36 protein-coding genes and 1 pseudogene are annotated in these 23799 nt (G+C 47.6%); 31 read left to right on the plus strand and 6 right to left on the minus strand.

All coding sequences use genetic code 11. From position 1 onward, the window contains the following. The first annotated feature begins 14 nt into the window (after positions 1–14). Entirely contained in the window at positions 15–356 is a 342-nt protein-coding gene (locus SD71_RS15915; protein ID WP_052476311.1) for a hypothetical protein, read from the plus strand. A gap of 46 nt (positions 357–402) precedes the next feature. Here the strand turns inward: SD71_RS15915 and SD71_RS15920 are convergent, their stop codons facing one another. The 5 genes and pseudogenes from SD71_RS15920 to SD71_RS23205 form a co-directional block, all read right to left on the minus strand. Further along, the gene (locus SD71_RS15920) at positions 403–831 is read right to left on the minus strand and encodes an EamA family transporter (protein WP_041065153.1); all 429 of its coding nucleotides are present in this window, start codon (positions 829–831) and stop codon (positions 403–405) included. Between the two features lie 39 nt (positions 832–870). Further along, positions 871–1760, minus strand: a pseudogene (locus tag SD71_RS25995) (YihY/virulence factor BrkB family protein). 222 nt (positions 1761–1982) lie between these two features. Then, positions 1983–3086 (minus strand): tyrosine-type recombinase/integrase, encoded by a 1104-nt coding sequence (locus SD71_RS15930; protein ID WP_041065156.1) that lies wholly within the window; start codon positions 3084–3086, stop codon positions 1983–1985. A gap of 72 nt (positions 3087–3158) precedes the next feature. After that, on the minus strand, positions 3159–3626 hold the full coding sequence (locus SD71_RS15935) for an ImmA/IrrE family metallo-endopeptidase (protein WP_041065159.1): 468 nt from the start codon (positions 3624–3626) through the stop codon (positions 3159–3161). A 2-nt stretch (positions 3627–3628) separates the two neighbouring features. Then, positions 3629–3952 (minus strand): helix-turn-helix transcriptional regulator, encoded by a 324-nt coding sequence (locus tag SD71_RS23205; protein ID WP_082034284.1) that lies wholly within the window; start codon positions 3950–3952, stop codon positions 3629–3631. A 143-nt stretch (positions 3953–4095) separates the two neighbouring features. On the opposite strand from SD71_RS23205, the gene SD71_RS15945 reads away from it, so the two are divergent. From SD71_RS15945 to SD71_RS16075, 29 genes are all read left to right on the plus strand, one after another. Then, complete coding sequence (locus SD71_RS15945) at positions 4096–4308, plus strand: helix-turn-helix transcriptional regulator (protein ID WP_041065162.1); 213 nt, start codon at positions 4096–4098, stop codon at positions 4306–4308. A gap of 49 nt (positions 4309–4357) precedes the next feature. Further along, on the plus strand, positions 4358–4675 hold the full coding sequence (locus tag SD71_RS15950; RefSeq protein WP_041065165.1) for a DUF771 domain-containing protein: 318 nt from the start codon (positions 4358–4360) through the stop codon (positions 4673–4675). A gap of 408 nt (positions 4676–5083) precedes the next feature. Further along, entirely contained in the window at positions 5084–6040 is a 957-nt protein-coding gene (locus SD71_RS22395; protein WP_052476313.1) for a DUF3102 domain-containing protein, read from the plus strand. Between the two features lie 2 nt (positions 6041–6042). Further along, positions 6043–6498, plus strand: coding sequence for an ORF6C domain-containing protein (locus SD71_RS15960; protein ID WP_052476314.1), 456 nt, complete (start codon positions 6043–6045; stop codon positions 6496–6498). Further along, positions 6498–6746, plus strand: coding sequence for a KTSC domain-containing protein (locus SD71_RS15965; RefSeq protein WP_052476315.1), 249 nt, complete (start codon positions 6498–6500; stop codon positions 6744–6746). Before SD71_RS15960 ends, SD71_RS15965 begins: the two co-directional genes overlap by 1 nt. 193 nt (positions 6747–6939) lie before the next feature. After that, complete coding sequence (locus SD71_RS15970; RefSeq protein WP_041065169.1) at positions 6940–7221, plus strand: hypothetical protein; 282 nt, start codon at positions 6940–6942, stop codon at positions 7219–7221. Positions 7222–7248: 27 nt separating this feature from the next. After that, a complete protein-coding gene (locus SD71_RS15975; RefSeq protein ID WP_041065172.1) occupies positions 7249–8103 on the plus strand; it encodes a hypothetical protein in 855 nt (284 codons plus the stop codon). Next, the gene (locus SD71_RS15980; RefSeq protein WP_041065175.1) at positions 8103–8675 is read left to right on the plus strand and encodes an ATP-binding protein; all 573 of its coding nucleotides are present in this window, start codon (positions 8103–8105) and stop codon (positions 8673–8675) included. The genes SD71_RS15975 and SD71_RS15980 overlap by 1 nt, the downstream gene beginning before the upstream one ends. Beyond that, positions 8675–10237 carry a coiled-coil domain-containing protein gene (locus SD71_RS15985; RefSeq protein WP_041065178.1) on the plus strand — a complete coding sequence of 521 codons (1563 nt, stop codon included), beginning with the start codon at positions 8675–8677 and terminating at the stop codon, positions 10235–10237. Before SD71_RS15980 ends, SD71_RS15985 begins: the two co-directional genes overlap by 1 nt. Beyond that, positions 10230–10670: a YopX family protein gene (locus SD71_RS15990; RefSeq protein WP_041065182.1), complete on the plus strand. Its 441-nt coding sequence runs from the start codon at positions 10230–10232 to the stop codon at positions 10668–10670. The genes SD71_RS15985 and SD71_RS15990 overlap by 8 nt, the downstream gene beginning before the upstream one ends. After that, a complete protein-coding gene (locus SD71_RS15995) occupies positions 10645–12483 on the plus strand; it encodes an ATP-dependent helicase (RefSeq protein WP_082034286.1) in 1839 nt (612 codons plus the stop codon). Before SD71_RS15990 ends, SD71_RS15995 begins: the two co-directional genes overlap by 26 nt. Further along, entirely contained in the window at positions 12473–12868 is a 396-nt protein-coding gene (locus SD71_RS16000; protein WP_052476317.1) for a hypothetical protein, read from the plus strand. Before SD71_RS15995 ends, SD71_RS16000 begins: the two co-directional genes overlap by 11 nt. 12 nt (positions 12869–12880) lie before the next feature. Further along, positions 12881–13240 (plus strand): hypothetical protein, encoded by a 360-nt coding sequence (locus tag SD71_RS16005; RefSeq protein WP_041065188.1) that lies wholly within the window; start codon positions 12881–12883, stop codon positions 13238–13240. A gap of 61 nt (positions 13241–13301) precedes the next feature. After that, positions 13302–14114, plus strand: a complete 813-nt coding sequence (locus SD71_RS16010) for a DNA adenine methylase (RefSeq protein WP_041065190.1) — start codon at positions 13302–13304, stop codon at positions 14112–14114. Positions 14115–14127: 13 nt separating this feature from the next. Further along, on the plus strand, positions 14128–14625 hold the full coding sequence (locus SD71_RS22400; protein WP_052476318.1) for a 3D domain-containing protein: 498 nt from the start codon (positions 14128–14130) through the stop codon (positions 14623–14625). After that, entirely contained in the window at positions 14622–14792 is a 171-nt protein-coding gene (locus tag SD71_RS26295) for a DUF6906 family protein (RefSeq protein ID WP_407637553.1), read from the plus strand. The genes SD71_RS22400 and SD71_RS26295 overlap by 4 nt, the downstream gene beginning before the upstream one ends. Further along, positions 14789–15088 (plus strand): LexA family protein, encoded by a 300-nt coding sequence (locus tag SD71_RS16020; RefSeq protein ID WP_052476319.1) that lies wholly within the window; start codon positions 14789–14791, stop codon positions 15086–15088. The genes SD71_RS26295 and SD71_RS16020 overlap by 4 nt, the downstream gene beginning before the upstream one ends. 6 nt (positions 15089–15094) lie before the next feature. Beyond that, positions 15095–15364, plus strand: coding sequence for an HNH endonuclease (locus SD71_RS23210; protein ID WP_041065193.1), 270 nt, complete (start codon positions 15095–15097; stop codon positions 15362–15364). Continuing rightward, the gene (locus tag SD71_RS22405) at positions 15354–16319 is read left to right on the plus strand and encodes a hypothetical protein (RefSeq protein ID WP_052476320.1); all 966 of its coding nucleotides are present in this window, start codon (positions 15354–15356) and stop codon (positions 16317–16319) included. Before SD71_RS23210 ends, SD71_RS22405 begins: the two co-directional genes overlap by 11 nt. Next, positions 16316–16645, plus strand: a complete 330-nt coding sequence (locus tag SD71_RS16035) for a hypothetical protein (protein ID WP_052476321.1) — start codon at positions 16316–16318, stop codon at positions 16643–16645. The genes SD71_RS22405 and SD71_RS16035 overlap by 4 nt, the downstream gene beginning before the upstream one ends. Continuing rightward, on the plus strand, positions 16638–16874 hold the full coding sequence (locus tag SD71_RS16040; RefSeq protein WP_041065195.1) for a hypothetical protein: 237 nt from the start codon (positions 16638–16640) through the stop codon (positions 16872–16874). Before SD71_RS16035 ends, SD71_RS16040 begins: the two co-directional genes overlap by 8 nt. After that, a complete protein-coding gene (locus tag SD71_RS16045; RefSeq protein ID WP_041065198.1) occupies positions 16852–17058 on the plus strand; it encodes a hypothetical protein in 207 nt (68 codons plus the stop codon). Before SD71_RS16040 ends, SD71_RS16045 begins: the two co-directional genes overlap by 23 nt. A 33-nt stretch (positions 17059–17091) precedes the next feature. Further along, positions 17092–18180, plus strand: coding sequence for a DNA polymerase III subunit beta (dnaN, locus tag SD71_RS16050; protein WP_041065201.1), 1089 nt, complete (start codon positions 17092–17094; stop codon positions 18178–18180). 3 nt (positions 18181–18183) lie between these two features. Further along, positions 18184–18681, plus strand: coding sequence for a DUF1064 domain-containing protein (locus tag SD71_RS16055; RefSeq protein WP_041065204.1), 498 nt, complete (start codon positions 18184–18186; stop codon positions 18679–18681). A 94-nt stretch (positions 18682–18775) separates the two neighbouring features. Further along, a complete protein-coding gene (locus SD71_RS24460; protein WP_200889614.1) occupies positions 18776–18934 on the plus strand; it encodes a hypothetical protein in 159 nt (52 codons plus the stop codon). Between the two features lie 23 nt (positions 18935–18957). Next, the gene (locus tag SD71_RS16060; protein ID WP_200889615.1) at positions 18958–20565 is read left to right on the plus strand and encodes a DNA cytosine methyltransferase; all 1608 of its coding nucleotides are present in this window, start codon (positions 18958–18960) and stop codon (positions 20563–20565) included. Positions 20566–20567: 2 nt separating this feature from the next. After that, a complete protein-coding gene (locus SD71_RS16065) occupies positions 20568–20930 on the plus strand; it encodes a hypothetical protein (protein ID WP_041065208.1) in 363 nt (120 codons plus the stop codon). Between the two features lie 10 nt (positions 20931–20940). Further along, the gene (locus SD71_RS16070) at positions 20941–22692 is read left to right on the plus strand and encodes a DEAD/DEAH box helicase (RefSeq protein WP_041065212.1); all 1752 of its coding nucleotides are present in this window, start codon (positions 20941–20943) and stop codon (positions 22690–22692) included. Further along, positions 22689–23033: a DUF4406 domain-containing protein gene (locus SD71_RS16075; RefSeq protein ID WP_200889616.1), complete on the plus strand. Its 345-nt coding sequence runs from the start codon at positions 22689–22691 to the stop codon at positions 23031–23033. The genes SD71_RS16070 and SD71_RS16075 overlap by 4 nt, the downstream gene beginning before the upstream one ends. Positions 23034–23074: 41 nt before the next feature. On the opposite strand, the gene SD71_RS16080 is transcribed toward SD71_RS16075, so the two are convergent. Continuing rightward, complete coding sequence (locus tag SD71_RS16080; protein WP_235427169.1) at positions 23075–23284, minus strand: helix-turn-helix domain-containing protein; 210 nt, start codon at positions 23282–23284, stop codon at positions 23075–23077. Between the two features lie 145 nt (positions 23285–23429). On the opposite strand from SD71_RS16080, the gene SD71_RS16085 reads away from it, so the two are divergent. Beyond that, positions 23430–23645, plus strand: coding sequence for a hypothetical protein (locus SD71_RS16085; RefSeq protein ID WP_041065215.1), 216 nt, complete (start codon positions 23430–23432; stop codon positions 23643–23645). Positions 23646–23799 lie beyond the last annotated feature (154 nt).

Raw genomic sequence — 23799 nt, forward strand, 5'->3', positions numbered from 1 at the left:
TGGAGATGAGAGCGATGGCTGGTGTTGTAAGCGCACATTTTCGAAAGGTAGCGGAACGCGGAGGGCAGGCTTTGGCGGAAGTGGAAGTCATGACCGCTCATCCTCAAAATCCGCGGCTGCTGGCGTATTTCAGCAGAGCCTCCGAGGGCGGCGGATATTCGCTGGTTCAAGTGTTGGCCAACAACGCAGACTACGAATTGGACTGGTACGACAACAGTATGCACACCGCATTTGAAGACATTAGCGGAAACGCGATCGGCACAGCCGAGGATCAAGCGGAACTTGCAGCTGAAATACTGGCGTATGATGGTATCTCAGACGCACTGGACAGACACTTGAACACGGAGGCCAAATAAAAATTGGGATGCCAGCAGGGGTCGGCCCCCCGCGCATCCCATTTTTTTATTTGATCGCCACCAGGATTGCGCCGGCCGCAATCAAAAATACGCCGATCCCGTTAATCCACGAAATTTTCTCACCGAGAAAGTAGAAAGCTAGAACGACCGCAATGACGACGCTCAGCTTATCAATCGGAGCTACTTGCGACACCTTACCGTATTTAAGCGCCAGAAAATAAAACAACCACGAAAGCGCGCCGGAGACCCCGGTCAGCACGATGAACGTCATCGCCCGTTTCTGCGCAAGGATCTCGCTCAAATGCCCCATTTTTCCTTGGACGGCGACTACACCGAGAAGGAATAGCGCCATGATCACCGAACGAATGGCGGTGGCTGAGTTGGCGTCGATTTCCTTTAATCCGATTTTACCGAATATCGCCACAAAAGCCGCAGTCACTGCCGCGAGCAGCGCATATATCAACCAAACACCCATTGCCGGCCTCCGCTGATCCGATTTGTTGTGCCGCCATCATTAGAGCGCTTTTTTTCTCATCCAGGGAATGTGGACGGCATACGTTTTTGAGGCTTTCTTGAGCTGGCCCTGTTTGTCGAATGCTAAGGTGGCGTTGATCTCGCCCCCGAGCACTATGATGATGGAGCTCAGGTAAAGCCAGAGCAGCAGCACAATGATACCGCCCAGGCTGCCATAAGTTTTTGTATAGTTGTTGAAATTATTCACGTAAAAGGAGAACAGTACGGAAGAAAGGATCCACCCGAGCGTCGTGAAGATGGAGCCCGGAATAACCTCCCGCCATCCGAGTTTACGGTTCGGTGCCAGCCGGTAAAGAAGCAAGAATACGCCGAACATCGCCGCAACCGGAACGGCAATTTTTAGTATACCCCAGATATATTGGAAACCGGACGGATAATGCAGCCATTGAAATAAATATTCTCCGATGACTTTGCCGAATACAAGCGTAAGCATGCTGACCCAAATAACGAGCGCAAGCACGAGAGTAGCGATAATCGAGATGCCGCGCACCTTCCAGAAAGGGCGGTCCTCCTCCTCGTCGTAGGCTTTGTTCAACCCCTTAATAATGGCATTGACTCCGTTGGAAGCAGCCAGATCGTTCCGAGCATCCCGAAGGAAAGCAGGGCGCCGCTCTGGTTTTGTCTCGCTTCGTTGATCACGGTGCTGATACTCTTGGCTGTATCGGCAGGAAGCAGCATAACGAGATCGCCGATCACCCGATCCGAGTTCATTTGCAGACATCCGACGACACTAACGAGAAAAATGAGAAAAGGGAAAAAAGACAGCAGCAAATAGTACGTTAATTGCGCCCCAAGCGAAGGAACGTCATCGTCGCGAAAACGGGCGAAGATCGCCTTCCCGAAACCGATCGCTTTTTGTTTGCGTGTCATTACCGAGGCCTCCTTGTCTGCCTTTTGAGTTGTTCTTTATTACCCCAATGGCGACAAGGAAAAAACAAAAAATCCCCGTTCCGATCAAGGACAAACCCTTGATAAGAACGGGGATTAACGGAAGAAATCATAGTAATGGCGTCCCAGGAGGACGTCTAAATCAGCGCGAAAACGGTTATAAATCAACATATCTGTGATCCTTTGTGTAAAATATGTGTAAAATCATCCAACCAACTCCTCGAACGTTTTAGCTGAGATAGTTTCGTCTTGCTCTCTCAACTCTTTAATGATGTGGGCGTAATACGCCAATGTAGTCTCTATGTCACCATGACCGAGCCGCTCGGACACATAATAGATTGACGCTCTCTTATACAACAAAATACTGGCATGCGTGTGTCGAAGTCCGTGAGGGCTGATCGGGTCGATGTTGAGTTTCCCAAGAATCTTCTTCAGCACTTTATTCACCGCCGTGTTGCACAACACTTTGTACTTCGATGACGGGCTATAAAAGACCAAGCCGAGGATGTTATCTGGAGTGCAATCAAAGTAGTTCTTAAAAATGCTCATCGTCGTTTTATCCATCTTGATTTTTCGGACTGAGTGCTCATTCTTTGTCGGTCCGAAACCTTGGTGCATTTTCTTCGTGTAGCCCCATGTTTTGTCGATGTTAATTTGGCTTTTCTTGAAATCAAAGTCTTTCCGTGTAAGTCCCACAAGCTCGCCGAAACGTAGGCCGGACGTCAGCCCGAGCAGAATAAGGTAATGGGACAGAGCTACAGGCTTCTCCAAAGCTTGGGTCAGTCGTTTGCTTTCGAAATAATTTAGATGCTTCTCCTCAGGCCGTTTTGCAGGAACACTACCCGACAAAACTACTTTACGTGTGAAATCCACTCTAATAATACCCTCGTCGATCGCATCACGTACACATGCACGGATATGGCTGTTAAGTTTCCCTGCTGTACCTTTAGCTCTAGTTGATCCGTAGGAATTCAAAAACGCCTGGTATTTACGTTTGGTGATGTTCTGGATCGCTTCACCAGGGAAATACTCCCGGATCGTATTTAGGGTATTCAGGTATCGTTCCCTCGTGTTTCCACCGATGTGCGGCTTGTACAGTTTGAGCCATTCCTCGAAGTATTTGTCGAACGGTTCAGGTTTCAGATGCGGCACGATACCTTTCTGCAAGCCAGCCTCGATGTCCGTTGCTTCTGCTTTCGCTTCCCCTTTGGTCGCGAATCCACCTTTGCGGATCGGTTTCGATTTGCCATTTACCATCTGGCTAATACAATACTCCCATGTCTTTCCGCGCTTTTGATAAGATGCCATTTCATCATCTCCCATCGAACATATGTCCTATTTATGAGTGTTGCTAGCCTGCCGGCAGAGGGGAATTTTGCGCTATTCAAAGATCTCCAGCACAAATAGCGGCTCAAAATGAATTGCATACCGATCAACGATAACGTATAAACCATACTTTTCTTTATATCGATTTATGGCATCAACTAAAAAGTCCTCTGTAACTTCAAGGAATTCTGCGATCTCGTGTTTCCCTTTGACACCGGCCAAAGATGCCTCCACGATCCCATTGAGTGGGACGAGTCGTTCGTAAGCCCAGCTTCTTGCCCGGAGTTCCTGCTTGCGGTTGACGACATTATTTTGATTGAGGATGTTCCCGATGGTGGTATAGTGGTGGCCCAATTCTTCGGCGAGGATACAAGCTTTTTCGACGGTAGTATGTTCTACGGAGGAGTTAATTGTGATTACGCCATCCACGTATAAGCCTTTTAGACGTTGAGAGCTGAAGGGATGTTCTACCACTGGAACATTCGCAAACTCTGCTTCAGCAAGCATTTTCTTCAGTGGCATAATCAGCCTTCTTTTCGTTGTGACTTGATAAACTCGGCGTATTTAAGAATCTCCTTCATTTCTTCCTCTGAAAATTCCTCTCCGTCAAAATGAGCTGCCAGAGTAGTGGGTTTTTGAATTTCTTCCATTCCCCCATCCTCTATGATGTTGCTTTTCTTAATTCCAAAACGGACGGCCATTTTTTCGATTGCTCCCATTCTTGGTTCGGCCAGTCCACTTTCCCACGAAGATACTGCTTTATTTGTAACGCCGGCGATGTCGGCAAGGTCTTGTTGTGTTAAACCATACATATCCCTAATTCTTTTGATATTTTCCTTGATTCCCATTTCACACCTCACACTCTATTTGCTTTGGATTATATATCTAATATCGAAATTATTCAATATAAAAAGTGAAATTAAAATAGAATATCGTGTTGACACTCTAATTTAATTAGATTATTATGGAGTCGAAAGGAGGCTGAATAACGGTGAAATTGACGATTAAGCAAGCGAGGCTGTTGGCCGAAATGACCCAACAAGATGTAGCCAATACTCTTGGCGTCCATGTCCAGACCTACATGAAGTGGGAGAGAAACCCCGAGGAAATGACTATTGGAACTGCTAAGCAATTTTCGCGCGTCGTCAAAAGAGAGTTGGAGGAAATTTTTTTTGACAGTGAGTCTAATTTAATTAGACAATGAGCCTCACAATGCCTCTAGGGTGGGCGATGGGAAGGAGTGAACAAACAGAATGCAGCAACTCACCGTACAGCTCTCAATTCCTATTCCGGCTGGATCTGTTCTGATCAGCAGGGTGGAGTTAGAGGAATTGAAAAAACAAGAACTGTCCGGCGTGTATTGGTCAATGAAAGACTTGGAGCAACGGATCAACCGCAAAAGCGAGTGGATTAAAGAGAACATTCTTTACCCTTCCCGCTTTCGAAAAACTTTAGACGTAGAACAAGGCGGATTCGTTTTTTATCCAAAGTCCAAAGGGCAAACATGGTCGTTCCAGGCGGTCAAGATGGCTGAGTTTCTGGACAGACACTTTGCTCAGATTTTCAAATAATGGATCAACCCGAAATTGCGAAGGGAGAAAGGGATATGTCGACACAAGCAGTTCAGAAATTCAGCTTTTATGCATGGTTAAGATCCTTGATCAGAAACCGGTTTCGTAGACCGGCACCACCGGCTTCTAAATTACAGGATACACCGTCAGCTGCAAGCATCACTAAGAAGGAAAAGAAACGCAGCGCAGCTGTTCGCACCATGAGTTACATAGTGATGCATTCGTATCATGCAAAGCAAAAGCGAAAACGGCGGGGTAAAGCGATCAAGAGCAGGTTGTCCTATGTGTCATCGGCTATCCTTGAGGACTTCGGAGAAATTCTAACTCGACGGGAAAGAAGACGGCGGTCATCGTTTACGCCTTATTACAACTAATTGAGTCATCAAAACTCAGGAAAGGAGAATCCAATTGAGCGAAACAGCAATTACCTTGTCTGACGATCTGGTTCAGATAACAACTGAGATCAATACATACAAACAAGTTGCCGGACAGTCATTGTTTGAAATTGGAAAGCGACTAAAGCACGTCAAAGAAAACGATCTTGCTCATGGTCAATGGGAGCGTTGGTGCAGGGATGAAGTGGATTTTACTCCACAACACGCAAACAAGTTCATCAAGGTTTATGAGGAGTTTTCAGTAGGAGTAAATCGAATCCCGAGTTTCGGTTTGGGAATCAACGCTTTATATGAAATCTCCAGTATGCCGGCGGAAGAAAGAGAGCAGCCTCACACAATTCCGTCTACAGGCGAAACCAAAATGATCGATGAGATGACTGTTCGTGAACTGCGAGAAGTTAAGGCCGAATTGCGTGAAGCCGAGGAGCGAGCTGAGCAAATCGACGCGGAAAGGCGGCGACTTGAAAAGCAGCTCAAGGACGCTATTCCTGCGGATCAACTGGAGGAGGCTGTTTCTTACCGACTGGAGCAACACCAAGAGCAAATGGAGATCGAAAAGCAACGAGAACTCCGCGAAAAGGACAGGCAGATCCGTGAACTTGAATCGCGAAAACCGGAAGTTAAAGAAATCGTCCCTCAAAAAGTTAAAGACGAGATAGAAGAACTAAAGGGCTACGTACGGAAGATGCGGGATGAACGGAAGGAGTTAGATCAGAGGCACAAAGAATTGAGTGACCTGGAATTCAAGGAGAAAAAGATGCAGATCGAGGGCCGAGTCAGCATTTACGACATGCAGATCAAGATTAAACAATTCCTTGAAGATGCAGCGCCGACCATTTTTCTTCAAGGCGCAATTGCTACCAACCCCATCATGAAAAAGGATTTCGAAAAAAGCATTATCTCTCTCGAAGAATTCTGCGCGACGCTACGAGATGTTCTGAATTCAAAAATTAATATCGTGGAGGTGTAAGTATGAAAGATTCAAATGTTATCGAGTTTGCTCAGAAGACTATACAGAACTCGGAAGATACACTCGCAGCCATGAAAGCAATGCTTGAACAGGTTGTTGCCGTTAGCAATGAAACTAAGGAAGTAAGGGAAGAGATTGTTTTCCTGGCGAAGGATGTTCACGATACTCGGAATGAAATATCGCAGTTCGAAAAAGAGTTTCGTGACACGAACCGGCTGCTCCCAAGCGAAGTGGACGATGTGTATAAAGCTGTTGTTGATCGTTCGATTGAAATCGCCAAGTTCCGTCACAAAGAGGATGACGAAAAATTCAAGATCGCTGTCGGGAAGTATCGTCGAATGATCTGGAGCAAGTTGAAAAAGCGCTTCGGAACCAGCAAATACATCCACATCAAGCGAATGGATTACGTGGCAGCATTGATGTTTATCGAGACGTTTGATCCGGAGGATTACATCTAATGCAACTCACTCCAGTCGTATCATCCAACATCGCAGCAGTCGGTTATAACAACTTTCAAAACATTCTCATCATTCAGTTTCTTGGAAAAACCACAACCTACTCCTATTACGGTGTGCCAGTTGAAACATACGAAGAAATGATGGCATCCAAATCTGTCGGAAGCTTCTACGCAAAGAACATCAAAGGTAGATTCCCGAATGAGCCTCAGAGGGAGAACGGGGGCGGGGCGGTTGCAGGAGATTCGTGAGTGGCTTAGCGGCGGTACTTTAGAAGATTACTTAGCGGTGTTACTGGTTCTCCCCGCATTAATGGCCATCATCATCTTCATATGGGCGGTGAGCATATGAGAATCAACGTTCAGCAGTACCTCACTCCAAAGCAACGTCTGGAATTCTACATCAACGCCGCTCGTGTAGAGAGGAAGAAGGAGGTTCAGACCGTTGGAAAACTCAAAAGGGACGATCCAACTCGACGGAAATGAAATGCAGATGTATGCCGATGCTTGCTACGATATGGCCCGCGAAATGGTGGCACAAGGAAGGAAATACGATGTTCAACGGTGGCTGATATTGTGGGCAAAAATGAATCTCGCTAAACGGGAATTTCATTTACTCGCCGGTCGGGAGTTGTCGGAAAAGCATCTTGGAAAAGAAGAAAAGCCAACTCCGGAAGAGTCGACTTTTCGCGCACATATCATTCTTGGCGGAACTGATATGCGCTAATTCTAACACGAATTGGAGCGAAAGTGAATGCAGAAGGTTGAAGTACAAGATCCACATGGTTGGATCCCGGCGAACGTACCAAATGGCCAGCTTTTCCTCAGGGCAGATCAGGTTGCCGGCGTAGTCAGACTTTCTCAAGCTGAGGGTCATCTATTCCAGGCTGACGACGGGGATTGGATCATAAGCGCCGAAGGGTACCGGGCAATCAATATCGTCGCCGGCATCCGCAGCATCGAAACTAAAACTATGATTCTTCCAGACGGACGAGAAGTCGGAAATCCATATATCGAATACGACGAAAAGACTAACACGCCTCAAAAGTTTTGGGCATATCACGTAACAGTCGGCAGAGGACTGGACGGTAAACCATTTGTTAGCGCGGCCACGGTCATGCACGATATCCGCTTGCTGTTTCTAATGGAGCTTAATGCTGCGATTGCTCTGAATAAGGATGCCGGCAGACTCTGCACCTTTGATCAGTTGGATGAAGATGAGCGCAAAACCGGGTACTTCGAACCGTTCCACGGCAACATGGGAATCTACGCAAGGACTGAATGCGCGGATATTATCCCGATCGTTTCAAACTTCATCCGGAGGAAGAACTACGGCGAGCGCGAGGCATCGACGCTGGCATGGAAGTCCTCATTAAAGAAGCATCCTTGCATGCCGCCAGTGAAAGTAAAGGCTCAGCTCGGTGTAGCCAGTGTCCTTGTCGCAAATTTTCTGTCGGATTTCTCTGATCAGCAGCTTCATGAACTTTCACGGGAATTGCTGGCAACCGGCAACGTTGAAGGTGCTAGCGTATCCAATACATTCATTGATACACAGGAAGAAACAAGCGAAATCAGCTTACTATCCCATGAAGGAGGACCACGATTCTAATGATCAAATCCATTCGCGCAAAACAGATAAAGGGCAACACATTTACACAGGAACTCAGCGGCCTTGATATTTTCGTGGGTCGTAACGGCTCCGGAAAGTCTACCAGGCTGCAGGCTGTCCAACTGGCGATGCTTGGCTATATCCCCGGCAAAGGAAAAACGAATCAAGAGACTTTCAAGCTTAGTTCGGGAGAGGAAATGACTGCCGGACTGCAGTTGGATAACTTCACTTTTGACCGCTCCATCGTTCGTTCGGAAAAGCTGAAAGGTGACGGCAGCAAGGAAGTTAGCTATAGCGAATCCCTTTCCGTATCCCCAAATAAAGGCGAAAAGAACGCGACACAGATGAAAGCCCGCGTTACGGCTGAAATTGGCAATTTCCCTGTCGTATTCGACTTTCAAGAATTCCTCAATAAATCCGATGCAGAGCGGCGAAAATTCATCTACGGGTTATCTCCCATTTCGAATGATGAATGGGACAAGCCCAAGGTAACCGCTCATCTTATCAAAACTCTCCTCACACCGGGAATAAAGGAAACAAATCCCGATCTGTACGATCCGCGCACGAATTGATGAATGATGCGCTGGCGGAATGGCCGGAGGGATACGATCTCACAGCCGGGCTTCAGTCGATGCTTTCTTGGGTGGAAAGCCAGCAAAAACACTGGAATAAAAAGCAGGCTGATGCAACCGGAGCTGTCCGGGAGCTTGCTGATATGAAAAACCGCTTGGAAGAAACTGATCGGGATATCGTCGCCAAGAAAGAAGAGATACAAACACTCCGGAAGCAGTATACCGACGTTCACGGGCAGATCACGGCCGGCAAGGAAATCAAGCGGCAGTGGGATTTGAAGAACCGCCGTATGGACGAGCTTCGCAGCGAGATCGAAAAGTTGACCACGATGATCAACACGAACACTGCGCGGGACTACGAAGCGGAAATTGCTACTCTGCAAGCCAAGATCAAGCAGACCGACATTGCCGCAGAATCAGAGAGCATCCAAAAGGACATCGACACACTGCGTCATTTGGAATCGACAAAGACAACCGAATTGCACCAAACAAATGCACAGCTGGCGAAATTGGATCTTGAACTCAATACCATGAACACCGTTCTTAAGAACATTCAAGATAAAGGCGCTGGCGTTTGCGTCCTCCACCACAAAATTGGTTGTGATAAGGATTTCTCGAAATTCACCGGATTTGTTAGTGAGAAAGGCCCGACATTGCAGGCACAGATCGACGAATTGAATGCCCGTGCCCTGACTCAAAAAACGGAAATCCAATCGATTCAAGGAAAGACGAAAATCGTCGAGGATTCCAAGCGCGCGATGCATCAAGCATTTGTTGAGGAAGCGAAATCCAACGAGAGAATTCGTGCGGAGATCGACTCAGTCCGCAAGGCTGAGCAAATCGAATTTCAATTCAAGCAAGAAGCGCAAGGCAAAGTGAACGCTCTACATGAGGAGCTAACCCGACTCACCGCTGAGAAGCCGCCGGCATTCGCTCCGCTTGATATCTTGGAGCCGCAACACACCGCCTTGGAAAACCAAATCGCCGAACTGGAGCGTGTGCTTGAAGAGAAAGAGAAGGCCAAAATAACGCTTTCTAACTCGCAGACGGCCATGATCTCCGCCAGTAAAGCGCAATACTACCACACGGCGGCGAAGAACCTGTCGGCAGCGCTCGGGGCGAAGGGCATTCAAGGAGAGTTGGTCAAGGGCATCCTTGGGCCTGTGGAAGAGTCCATCAATGAGAACCTCCGCCTGATGGGCATTGAAAATCCGGTATTCTTCTCCACTCAATCTGAAACGGGCAAAGAAGTGTTCCAATTTGGATGGGTGAAGAACGGATACGAAACCAACTTCGACGTTTTGTCTACTGGTGAGCAGTTGATGTTCCTGTCCGCATTCCTTGTCACGCTGCTTGAACGGGCGAACCCGCCGCTTAAGGTACTGGCGCTGGACAATATCGAGAACCTGGACAAAAAGAACTTCCGAGGGCTGCTGAACGGTCTGAACGGATTGGCACACAAACTGGACAACATCCTTATTGCCGGCGTGGTGGATGAGCCCGACGTCGATGGCTGGAAGGTTTGGAGTCTCGGTGTATCGGAGGTAGCGGTGCATGCGTGAAATCAAGTTTCGGGCGTGGCACCTTCGTTTGAAAAAGATGTTTGCCGTCTATTCCGTCGATTGGAAGCATGGACTCGTATTCTGCGAGGGATCGGACGGAAACACTCACACTTTCGGATTTATTGACGTCGAACTCAAACAATTCACCGAAATCCACGACGATCATGAAACGGAGGAAGGATTCGGTGAAATATACGATGGGGCGGTTATTGAATACCATCATGAAGGACAAATCATCGTGTGTTCGGTTCAGTACGAAGGCGGTCGTATTCTGCTGGCCGCAAATGAGTTCGATGATGGCTATCTCTGGATCAACGACCTGATTGAGAACGATGATTCACTTTGGTGGCTTCCGGAATCAAAGGTCATCGGTCATATCTACGAACAACTGGATTCGTTGAGGGACGGTGAAAAGATTGCCGAGTCTGACTGACGGATTGAATAACGAGCAAGCGGCGGCCGTCTTATCCGAATCCAAACGAATTCTTATGTTGGCCGGGGCGGGGACGGGCAAGACCCGGACCCTCACCCACCGTCTGGCTCATCTGAACCTTAACTGCCGCGTCGGAACATCAAGCGTGATCGCAATCACATTCACACGCGCCGCGGCGAAGGAAATGAAAGATCGTCTCGGCCCGCTGATCGGGGATAAGGAAGCAAAGAAACTGAACTGCTCCACCTTCCACGCACTGGCCGTTCGCATCCTGAAAGAGTGGGGTCATCGGCTCGGATTGGATAAACAGTTCACCATCTACTCTCAAGAGGATCGGGAAGAAATCATTAAATCCATTCTCGCAACGCTCGGACTCGCTTCCCAAACATCTGTTAATAAAGTCATCGAACAGATGGGCCGGACAAATCCGAGGGAGCCAGAAGCCTCGGTGCTCAGGGAATACGGTTGGCAGCTTAGGCGTTACAACGCTGTCGACCTTGATCACCTGATTCGCAAGGTCAACGAATTGTTCGTGAAGCATTCTGATGTTGCTGAGTATTACCGCCGGCAATGGAAATACGTATTCGTGGACGAGTTCCAGGACACGGACAAGGAGCAACTTCAGTTCGTTAAGCTCCTATCTCCTGAAAACTTGTTTGTAATAGGAGACGACTTTCAGGCTATCTACGGCTGGCGCGGAGCGAGGGTTGAGAACATCCTGCAATTCCCGAACGAGTTCGCCGGAACCGAGGTCATCAAGCTTGAACAAAACTATCGATCGACAAAGCCGATCATCGAAGCGGCCAACAACCTTATCAAACACAACGAGAACCAAACGGCAAAAACGCTAATCGCAAACAAAGACGGCCTTCCATACGACCGGTTTGAACTATCCAGCCAGGATTCTGAGGCAGAAATTATTGCGGGATTGATAAAGCAAAAAGCGCTAGGTGAGAGCTACTCGGATTACGCAATACTGGCCCGGACGAATGCTCAGATCGACTTCATGTATTACAAACTGAGGGCGGCGGGAATTCCTTGCCTTGTTCTTAGTGGATCGGATGACCCACTTAAGAAGAATGACGTTCGCTCTATAATCTCTTATCTCATTAGCATCTTTAATCCAAAAGATGAAAGGAACTTTAAACGGGCTATCAATTTCCCTGAGCCGATCATCGCGGAGATGCAAATGAAAGAGTTGCAGAAATACGCAACTGATCACTCTCTGACGCTAAGGGACGCGATGATACAGCATGAGAACTTCTCAATGTCGCGGAGTTTCTTTACAGAAGTGTCCGATCGAGTCCTATCCGCCGACACGGCCCTACATTCATTCACGGAGTTGGCGGAGTGCTTGGATCTGCGAGGGAGATACTCGGAACGGAATCTGCATAACCGGATTCAGGATTTAGATGATGCCCAGCAATATATCTACTACTGGATGGAACGGCAGCAGGCCATAGGTGAAGATTGCGATGCTCCAACATTCCTAAAGTGGGTGCGCATCCGGGATATCCAAGAAAAGCTGATGGATACAAAGGATGCCGTCAAGATCATGACGATCCATGGCAGCAAAGGATTGGAATTTCCAACTGTTTTCCTGATCGGAATGAATGAGGGAATCTTCCCTAGTAAAAACACTCGGGATATGGAAGAGGAACGCCGGCTTGCTTATGTGGCAGTTACGAGGGCAAAGCAAAACCTCATTATCTCTTCCACAAGGGAATCCGTCAGCTGGGGAAAGACGGAGATCATGGAGCCAAGCCGTTTTATAGCGGAGCTGAATGCCGGGAGTGAATCTATTGAACCTTGACCAGTACATATCGGAAATCGATCGATACAAGGAACTGGCCGTCGAGCTTCAGGAGGATAATCCGGCAGCACTTTTAAGAAAGATCGAAATATTGACAAAGTGTCTCGTGTTGATCGGAGATTTGTCCTCAGAGTGTGATCGGCTGTACAAGAGGATGCACGTTCATCGTGATACCGAGTACGCAAAAGCCTACATTAAAGCGGATCGCCCTAAGAAGGAAAACGCCGAGCTTGCAATCACGAAGATCCGTCAGATGGAAGCTGAATCTTATGGCCGGATGCAGAAGTGGCGGAACGAGTTTGACTCCATGACCGAGACACTGCACGGCTTAAGGCTAAAGATGAAAGTAAATTTCGCAGAGGGGTCAATCAATTACACCAGATGAGGAGGAGTAGCTATGGCAGTCGATAAGAACCGGCTTCATCAGTTGTTCATGTCCGGCATGCTGATGGCTGGGATAGCCAAAGAGTTGGGGATTCCGAACGCTTCTTGCCAGTCCATCATCAGCAAAGAACGAAAGAAGAATCCTGAACATTGGCCACTTAGAAAAAGCAAAAGGGACAAGGCCGCATCGGATTCCGAGCATTTTATGCACCTATATGAATGCACCTATTGCGTGGTGACCTTTGCCGTTGAGGATTACGAGGAAGTAGATCATTCACAAACGGTATGCCCGATCTGTCACTCAGTTGAACACATTGAAGATGCTGGATACGGTTATTTCACGAAAACAAAGGAAGCTGAGAAGGCAGGCTAGGAGGTCATCGATTGGATTTTCAAACATTCCTTGAAAGCCGAGCTACGCGGGTGGAGACAACATGAAAAGAACTCCACGTATATTGCATTACCCAGGAAGCAAGTGGAGCATGGCTGAGTGGATTATCAGTCACATGCCGCCGCACACAACATACTTAGAACCCTATTTCGGTAGCGGGGCTGTACTGTTTAACAAGGCGCGGGCAATCTTGGAAACCATAAACGACCTGGATGGAGAGGTATCCAATCTCTTTCAAATCATCCGAGATAGACCGGAAGAATTGGCGCGATTAATCCACTGGACTCCATATGCTCGAGCTGAATATTACAAGGGATATGATTCTGAGGGCAGCGACATAGAACGAGCTCGGCGGTTCCTTGTTCGCTGTTGGATGGCTCGAGGTGGGAAGACGAGTGATAGAACCGGGTGGAGGCATATCATCAACCTTAATGCCCCTCACCCGGCAAAGGATTGGCAGGCGCTTCCGGGAAAGATCCTCACGGTGACTGATCGGCTGCGCAATGTCCAAATCGAATGGCAACCGGCTATCAAATTATTAGAGCGATATAAGAGACCAGAAGTTCTGGTCTATGCAGACCCACCCTATATACTCTCAACTCGGAATAACAGGATGTATCGAAACGAAATGAAAGATACCGACCACGAGCAATTGCTCGAGGTGCTTGACGCTCATCCCGGTCCTGTTTTGCTCTCGGGTTATGCTCATCCGATGTATGATAATCGGCTGAAGCATTGGATGCGGGAAGAAAGGAAAGTGCAAGCCGAGGCTGGTCGCACACGAACCGAAGTACTCTGGATCAACCCCGCGGCGGCGTCGGTGGATACAGCAGAAAAACAAATCACACTCTTTTAAACGGAGGTATGACATGAAAGCTCTCAAATGGATAAATCAATATTCTCTGGATTTAATTATTGCAGCAATACTAATTTCCCTTGTCGTCAATGTATTCTACCCGTCGAAGCCGCAGCCAAAGCCGGAGATAAGAACCATTGTTGAAACGGAGATTATCACCAAAACGGCTTATGTAAAGGTGAATCAGACTGAGCCAATAGAGATGGTCGTCACAGCTTATACGGCTGGGCCAGAATCGACAGGTAAGCGTCCGGGCATGAAAGGATATGGAATTACTTACACCGGTACCAGAGCGAAGGTAGGCGTCTGTGCGGTCGATCCCGAGTACATCCCACTTGGCAGCTCTTTGTTTGTAGAGGGTTATGGATATTGCCGGGCTGAGGACACTGGCGGGAAGGTCGATGGTTATCACGTAGACGTGTTTCTGGACAAGGTATCCGATGCTATGAAATTCGGTCGGGAGAAGAGAAAGGTTTGGATTTTAAAAGGTTACGAGGGGGAACCGACTTGAGCAGAGTCCGAGGAACAAAACCAACCTTGAAGCAGGCTGTTATCTTGGGAAACAACAATATGGATTATCGTGATTGGCTGATACAGCGGATCTTTAGTGATCACTTGGAATGTGTCCACCGTTATGCAGGGAATATCAAAATCGCGTTCCTACAGGTGACCAAATGAGTCGGCAGCAACGGATCTTAGAATTCATTTCCTCTCATATTGAAGGTAATGGCTACTCTCCAACTGTAAGAGAAATCGCTAACGCTGTCGGGTTGGCTTCCTCTTCCACGGTAATGGGCCATCTGGATCGATTGAAGGAGAATGGGCTAATTGACTGGGAGCCGCACACACCGCGAACGATCCGCGTACTTGAGTCACCATTAATCGATAATTCAGTGAAAGTGATGAAGCTCAAAAATGACATCCCGACAGTTATTGGCTGGCAAGGAAGAAGATATGTTTATGATCCGGGGTGAGGTGGTATGGCTCGAAAGTCCATATCAAACAAAACTGTAAAGTCGATAGTTGAGCGGGACGGTTCGGCAAACTGTACTTATTGTAGAAGATTCGGGGCATCGAGACTCTTCACGGGATCGAAAGGCAAGGGCGCATGGTTATGGATCGAACATGAGATCGACCATGTTATCCCATTGAGTCGCGGCGGCACCGATGAATTGCCCAACCTTGTGATTACCTGTAGAAATTGCAACAGAAGAAAAAACAATAAGTTGGGGTGGGTTTATGGCACGTAGGCGTATGATCGACCCCAACTTCTGGCAGAGCGAGGATGTGTCTAAACTCACAGTCCGCCAGCGGCTGCTGCTCATTGGGCTATTTTCAAATGCTGATGATGAAGGGAAGCTGAGAGGGAATCCAGCCTTTATACGGTCAATTATCTTTTCATATGAGGATTTCACCATTCAGGACATTACTGACGACCTGAATTATATCGAAAAAATTGGTTCTATCGAACAGTACATTGTTGACGAGAGTAGGTACATCCGGCTTGTTAATTGGTTTAAGTTTCAACGTGTAGATAAGCCTCAAAAGAGTGTTATACCTAATCCAATAATAGACAAGAGAGATTCCAATAGTCATTCTCGGAATGATTATGAGAAAGGTTCTGAGCATGATGATGCTGATTCAGATTTTGATTCTCGCCTAAAAGAAGAGAAGTTAAAAGAAGAGAAAAGAAATGAAGAGAAGGGAAAGGAAGCTAACTTAACGGAACTGCCCGCAAACTTGAATGAAATTAAAAATAGGTTAAGGCTTCTTACCATCGAATGCGGACTTAAGGGAGTAGGCATTGATGGACTTGAAACTATTTACACCTACATCGGACAAGTTGAAACGGGAGTAATCGAAAAAGCCATCAAAAAGGCTGAGAAAAAGCATGTCCCATATTTTGTAACAATCATTAACGGCATGATCGAGGAAGGTAAGACAACTGTCGCCTCCCTAAATCCTATCCCTCCACCGGGCGCTCCTCCGGAGATCCGGAATGGCAATGGGAACCAGAGGTCCAGGTCAGGGAAACCTTCAATGCCTGTCGTTAAAGACAACGATCAAGATCCGCAAATGACAGAGGAAGAGTACATTGTTGCAGTGAAAAGAGCTTACGACTTAGCTGGAAAAGACTTCGGCGAAACAGAATTGAACGACACAAAAGCCAAATGGAGTAAACGGCAGGGGCGTGAAGCCGGGTGAGTGATCCAGTAGAGGAATTGATGTACATCTTTGAAGATCCTCGGCCCGAACTACCTGACTCGCCGTTATGGAAAAAACTCTTAAGGACGATTCCCACTCTTAAGAACAAAGAAACTGCTGAACTACTACAGCGGCGGTTATGGACTCTACGAAGTGTCGGAACGTTTCTGAAAGCTTACTCTGGCGGACTGAGGTTTGTGCCGATAATCGGACCCACCGGCGCATTTGATTATGACGTTGAGTTCGATGAAATGAAGCGCAAGTATCTGGCTCCTTATGCTACCGAGATTGCCGAGCTGCTGAGAAAGGTCAACGGCCATGAGTAACAAGCATTATCACTCCGAGATGGAGGATATCTATCAAAGCTATGAGTGGTTAATCCGAGACAAACTGGAACAGCTAGATCACCTGGCTAGAAAGATGTGCGCCGACATGGGGACGGCAGGCTTCTCTCACGCAAACTATACGTTCTTTATCCAGCAGAAAGTGAAAGAGTTAGTGGCTGAAATTATCCGGGAAGGGGATCTAGCAAATGGCAGTGATAAAAATCGGTGAAGTGGAACAAAGCATCAAAGATCTCACCCGGATCTATAAACCTAAGCTTGAGGGTGTTGATCGATTTGTCAGGAGATATGTGCTGAAATATCGCATCCCCGCAGGCTACGAGAAAAGGCTAAAGAACCTCGTAATCGCTGAGCTCACAGCTATGGCAAAGCAAGCAGATGCGGCAAGTAATTAACTGCAATTATCCGAATCTTTTGGAGGTCATTTTGTGAAAATAGTCATTCAACAATCCACGTTAAAGAGGCATCTGGAGAGCGCATCGAAATTTTTACCAAGTAAAGACGGCATTCCAATTTTATCTCACATAGTTCTCGCAGCTGTACCTGAAGGACTTCGAATCACGGCTGGGAACACAGAAACGTTCATACAATCGCTAATCCCAAGCGATGACCTTACTGTTGAACAATCCGGCGCCACTGCCATTCCAGGGCAGAAGTTAACGGAGATTGTAAATAAATTGTCTGATTTCATAACGATCCAGACGGAAGTCGGAAAAGTGGTGATTAAAGCTGGCAAGTCAGAATTCGCTCTGTCTACTCTGGATCCGGAAGAATACCCGACATTCCCCATGGTTAACGGGACACGCGTCTCCATGAAAGGAAAGGACCTGAAAGAACTGATCTCCACAACGGCGTATGCCATCAGCACTAAGGAAGAAACGCCAATGTTTACGGGGATCTCGTTTACTCAAAAAGATGGCGTGTTAACGCTAACGGCGACTGACCGTCATCGTCTCGGTCGTATCCAGTCTGAGATAAGCGGCGAAGATTTTCACAGTGTTGTGGCCGGAAAGACACTCTTGGAACTTTCCAAAATCTTAGGAGACGGAGATATCGAAATCAGTTTTGACGATGCAATGTTGGTTAAATCTGCTGATTTCACTTTCTACTCCAGAATACTAGTTGGAAGCTATCCTGATACCGACAAGATCATCCCTACCACTTTTGCAACGCAACTGGAAGTAAATAGACATGAACTTGCCGCTGCACTCGACCGGATAAATATAGTGGCAAAAGAGAGTAAGCAAAACCTTATGAAAGTTACTGTCAATGAGAATGAACTCATGATGGTGTCAGAGCAAGAGACCAAACGGGTGCAAGAATTCGTTGACATCAAGGGTTTTACAGGTGAGTCGTTCAGTTTTGGAATTAATCAGAAATACCTATCGGATGCAGTAAAGGCCATAGATGCAAATCAAATGACCATGAGCCTCAATGGTAAGACAAGCCCCATCATTGTACGGGGCAAGGACGAACTGGCCTTGCATCTGGTTCTTCCTTATCGAACCGGAGAGTGAGGGATGAGCAAATACGGTGCCAAGAAAGTAATTGTTACGGCGGACGGCACGCTATTCGAAGTTGAAACTATTAAACGGTTTGGAATCGAAGTCGAAGGAGAAAAGTTTGATAGCGTCATGGAGGGCTCTTATTACCAAGAGCTCCTCTGGATGCAAAAGGATGGCGCGATAACGGAAATCAAATGCCACCCAAGCTACGTGCTGCAGGACAAGCCTAAGATCACGTATATTGCAGACTTCTTGATCTCCTTCGCTGACGGCCAGCAGATCATCGTTGATGTGAAGGGCAAGGAAACATCCACCTTCAGCGTAAAGCGCCGGCTGTTCAAAGCCAGGTTCCCGGACCTGCAGTTACTTGTAATTACCAAGTATCGCGGCCAGTGGGTTCCGATCGAGGACGTTAAAAAGGAAAAGGTTGACCGCAAACGAGCAATGAACAAACTGATTAAACAATCGCAAGGGAAAGGGCGAATACTGCATGAGCGACAACCAAAACGCTGAACACCAATCTCCAGAAGAAGATGAGAACCAAGTCACTGCCTATATCGATCAAGACGTAATGTACCTACCAACACATGAGATCGGAGACTAACGGATGAAAACTGAGTATACGGTCGCATATTTGTTTGGTGGAATTGGCGGCGGAGCCTCGGATTTAAGGGGGCTCGTGCCGAGCACATGGGAAAGCTGGCGCAATTCAGATCCTTGTGCAGCATTGATGCCGATCCGGTCGTTTGCCGGAATTACGAAATGATCACTGGCCAGAAGGCTGTATGCATGGATCTCTTTGATCGAAAGCAATACACCGACTTCTTCGATAAAGAACCTGCAGCTGATTGGCACGAAGCGGAGCCGTGGGACATTTGGCAGGCATTCGGTGAGGAAGTACCTGATGTGATATTTACTTCACCGCCATGTAAAGGCTTCTCGGGACTGCTCCCGGAGAAATCGGCAGGCAGCAAAAAGTATCAGGCTTTGAATCTCCTAACCATTCGGGGCATTGATATTTCACTGGCAGCATGCCGCGATTATGGCGGGGAGCTCCCATCATTGTTACTGCTTGAAAACGTGCCGCGCATCATGACACGGGGGAAGAAGATTCTCAACCAGATCAAAACGGTCCTAAAGAAGTACGGCTATGCGGTCAACGATGAAAGTCATGATTGCGGAGAGATCGGCGGACTCGGACAGCATCGGAAACGGTATTTGTTGATAGCAAGGCAAGAAACGAAAATGCCGTCATTCGTCTATAAACCGGAAATCAAGCCGCTTAAAACGATCGGTGAAGTCATCGGCCATCTTCCGTTACCTGGAGATGAAGAGCGCGGAGGTCCAATGCACCGCGTGCCATTGTTGCAAAGAAAGACGTGGGAGCGTCTTGCGTTTATTCCTGCCGGAGGAGACTGGCGAGATCTCGAAAAAGTAGAGTTTGAGAAATACAGATTAGAATACCAACCTCGCGGCGGCGGTTCTTACGGAGTGCAAGATTGGGACGAGCCGGGAAATACCGTCACCGGACAAGCTAAGGTGAACGGTAGCAGTGGCTGCGCTGCGGTAGCTGATCCAAGGACTAATTTCAAGCGAGGCACCCATGTCTCGATCTATCGTGTCTCTAAATACAATGAGTGCGCTCCTACCGTCACAGGTGCGATGCGCCCGAATAACGGCTCCCTCTGTGTCGGAGATCCGCGATTGAATGATAGAGAGAACAGACATCCAGGAGTATACCGAATCGTCCAGATCGATGAAACTGCGCCATGTGTAACCGGCACTAGATTCGGAAGTGGGGCAATTGCTATCGCAGATCCAAGAGCAAATGACCGTAACGGTGAAAGACGCAGTAACGGATACTCGGTTCGTCCTTGGGACGGTCAGGCCCACACTATAACTGGTGAAGACACTCTTGGCAGCGGCGCGCAATCCGTATCCGATCCGCGACTAGGTTGCAAACCTCGATCCGGATCATACGGTGTCCAAAAGTGGGACGAGCCTGCAACAACCGTAACCGGCTCCGGAGACGTTCATTCCGGAAGCGCAGCTATCGCGGATCCAAGAATACCCGAGCAGAACGAGCGCTGTGTCATGGTCATTATTGCCGAGGACGGAACATGGCATCGACCACTTACAACTTATGAGCTCGGAGCTCTGCAAGGTTTTCCAAGTCACTTGCCTGATGGACGGCCATTTCAAATAGAAGGATGCAGTGACGCAAAAGCACGGGAATATGTAGGGAATGCGGTTCCGCCAGATGCTGCTCAGGGAATGGCGAATGTAATTCTAATGGCTCTTGTTCTGTCCAATGTTGGTGTGTCGTTCATGTTCTCTCATATGGATGTGTGGGTACGTCCAGAAGAAGAAATTACAGACCGGCAACTGGTTCATTGATTATGGATAGAGTGGTTACAGCTCTTAAAAGAATTCGAAGTCATGTCATCATCAGCGAATACAAACTGCATGAGATTATTGCTCGGGAACTCGCGAAAGAGGGGATTTCGTTTAAAAGCGAAGTTCCCCTCGGCCCGAGGAATCGAATCGACTTTCTTACAGATAACGGAATTGGCATAGAGGCGAAGAAAGGGAAGCCGAACGAGCTGCAGGTGTTGAAGCAACTCGAACGCTATGCACAATTCGAGTCAGTGAACGGCTTAATTCTGGTGATCGAGCGTTACATGGATCTTCCGGAAGAAATAAACGGTAAGCCAGTTCTATCGATCGGATTAAGAAAACTATGGGGCATTGTCAGTAAATGAGGTGTGGTGAATGGGCGCGGCTGAGCTCCCGGAGTTCCTAAGGGAAGTCGGAGAAAGTGATTATTATTACGGAACACTTCGGTATGAAGAAGGTTTCTGGGTGGTCGAGGGAGAGCCTGCAGTGTGTCAGGTGGCGAAGCGACTGTTTCCCGGAGCTGAGGGAAGAACCCGAGGGGTTGCAAGATTTAAGAGCAATAAACGGACGAACGGCGATCTGAATTGGCTGATGATGCGGTATCCGTTACAGATCATCGATCGGCATCAATGGGAATCAGCGTTCGGGGAGACTGTGGAATATATTCGCCGGCGTGAAGAAATTCGACGGGGCCCACAAAAGGCAGAACCATCGCAGTTGATCTTCAAAGGCCAACTGACGGAATTTCAAAAGGAAGGTGTTGCCTTCCTAAACAATAACGCTCCTGCCCTCTTGGCCGATGACATGGGGCTCGGAAAGACCGTTGAGGCATTGGCGTGGATTGCGGCGCAGGCGAAGTTCCCCGGCATCATCGTGGTTCCAACCAGCGTACAAACGCAATGGCGAAGTCAGATTATGAATTTCATACATCCGCAGCCTTTGCCCGGCGAGTTCGCGTTATTCCCGGATCAGAACAAGATGGTCCATACCATAAAAGGGTTAACGCCATATGAATTGCCGGAAGCGCAATTTTATATCATCCATTACGGGTTGCTGCGTGGATGGAAACAGGCACTTCCTGAGTACAAGTTTGAATTCGTTGTGTTCGATGAGATTCAAGAACTCAGGCATCCAGGGACAGAGAAATACAGTTCCGCTTCACTACTGGCCGAAAGCTCCGGCAATGCGATCGGACTATCCGGAACACCGATCTACAACAAGGGCGGAGAAATTTATTACATCATGAACATCCTGCAGCATCAATGTCTCGGAGACTGGGGCAGTTTTACGCGGGAATGGTGCTATGGATATAACGAGGATGTTGTCGCGGATCCTGAAATGCTCGGCGATCATCTAAGGCGGGAGGGACTTATGCTGCGGAGAACCAAAGAGCAGGTTCTTACGGAACTTCCTCCAAAGCGCCGTATTGTGCAAGACATCGACTCAGACGACAAAGTCTTCATTAAAGAAATGCGCTCTGTTATGGAGTTGGTTTATCGGTACGACAAGATCGAAGGCTTCGAAAAGGGACGCGCCAAACAGGAGATCGGGGAAAGGATGAGGCAGGCGACGGGTATCTCAAAAGCTCCCTATGTCGCAGCCTTCGTGAAAATGCTTCTTGAAGCCGGCGAGGCAGTCGTCCTATATGGATACCATCATGAGGTCTATGAGATCTGGATGGAAGAACTGAGCAGTTTTAATCCTGTTCGAGTAAGCGGTATCGAGTCGCAAAAACAAAAGGAAGAGGCCAAGCAGAAGTTTATTAACGGAGAAACAAACCTAATCATCATCTCTTTAAGAGCTGCAGCTGGTATCGATGGATTACAACACCGGGCGAATATCAATGTCTTTGGTGAGTTGGATTGGTCGCCGGGCATACATAGTCAATGCGAAGACCGTACGCACCGGATGGGTCAGCAGGATTCAGTTATTAGCTACTACCTCGTGTGCGGTAATGGTAGCGACGAACAGATGATGGAAGCCCTCGGTTTCAAAACAGCGCAGTTCGCCGGCATCATGGGTGAGAAAACGGAAAGCGAAGAGGATAAGGCTATTGCCCAGGTGGAGGTCGGCAAGCACTTGGACAAGGTTATTGAAAAGCTGAAGAGTAGGAGCGTGCAAAAGTGAAAAATATCCAAGTAATTTATCTCTCTGGCCCCATGAGTGGAATCGAGAATCTGAACTTCCCGGAATTCAACCGGATTGCTCAGCAGCTGCGAGGTCTCGGACACAAGGTCATCAATCCGGCTGAGGTTGATCAGCCGGTAAAAGAGTGGTCGGCATGCATGCGAAACGACATTGCGGAATTGATGAAGGCGGACACGCTGGCGCTGCTGAAAGGTTGGGAAACATCTTCGGGAGCTGGCGTTGAAATCTCTATAGCTGCGGCTTTAAAGATGCCCATAGTCGATGCCTATACCTTGGAACCGATCGAGCTGAACGTGAACGTGGATATCAAATCGGCGTAGACCAAAACAAAAGGAGCATAGAGGGTTTATCCCTCTTGCTCCTACCTTAACTCCATCAACTCATTAATATCCTTTAAACCGAAAGCTTCAGCTATCTTTTCAAGGTGTTCCTTGTTTATGGACGTTCGCATGTTATTACATATCTCACTGACTGCAGCTGTTCGCAGTCCAGTCATAATCGCAAGATGTTTCTGTGTCCAGCCGCGTTCATCGAGCAAATCCTGAACCTTAATATATAAGGTTGCCATCATACAGTCACCTCCAATTACCCGAATTGTAACATAAGAAAAAATATTCCGCAATTACGTAATTTTATGTTGACGTTACGAAATAACGGAATTATAATAAGGATATGAAATAGCGAAATAACGAAATAAAGTATTGGAGGTAATGACAGTGGTGAAAGTCGAGTTGAAGGTTGTAATCGAAAAAGCCGAGATCAAACAGCCGGGTATGAATCCCTGGAGGAAGGATCTGAAGCGCACGGTATACACAGATGGTCAAAAATGCTTCATAAGGTGGAAGGGTTTTAATTACAGCCATGAAATAAACGGCAAGGAATACCGCGAAGTAAAGAATTACGGAAATGAGGATCGCTACTATCTGCAATAACACATGGGGCCAACTGGTCCCTTCTATGGGGGAGGGAATGGATGTGTTAGAAGCTCAACAACGCAAATTAGAGTGGCTTGCAGAGAGGATTGCTGTAAACGAAGAAAAGGGCGACACGGACATGGTCGAAATATTGACAAGAAGAGTGTTGGCC

The organism is Cohnella kolymensis, assembly GCF_000829465.1.
Lineage (GTDB): Bacteria > Bacillota > Bacilli > Paenibacillales > Paenibacillaceae > Cohnella > Cohnella kolymensis.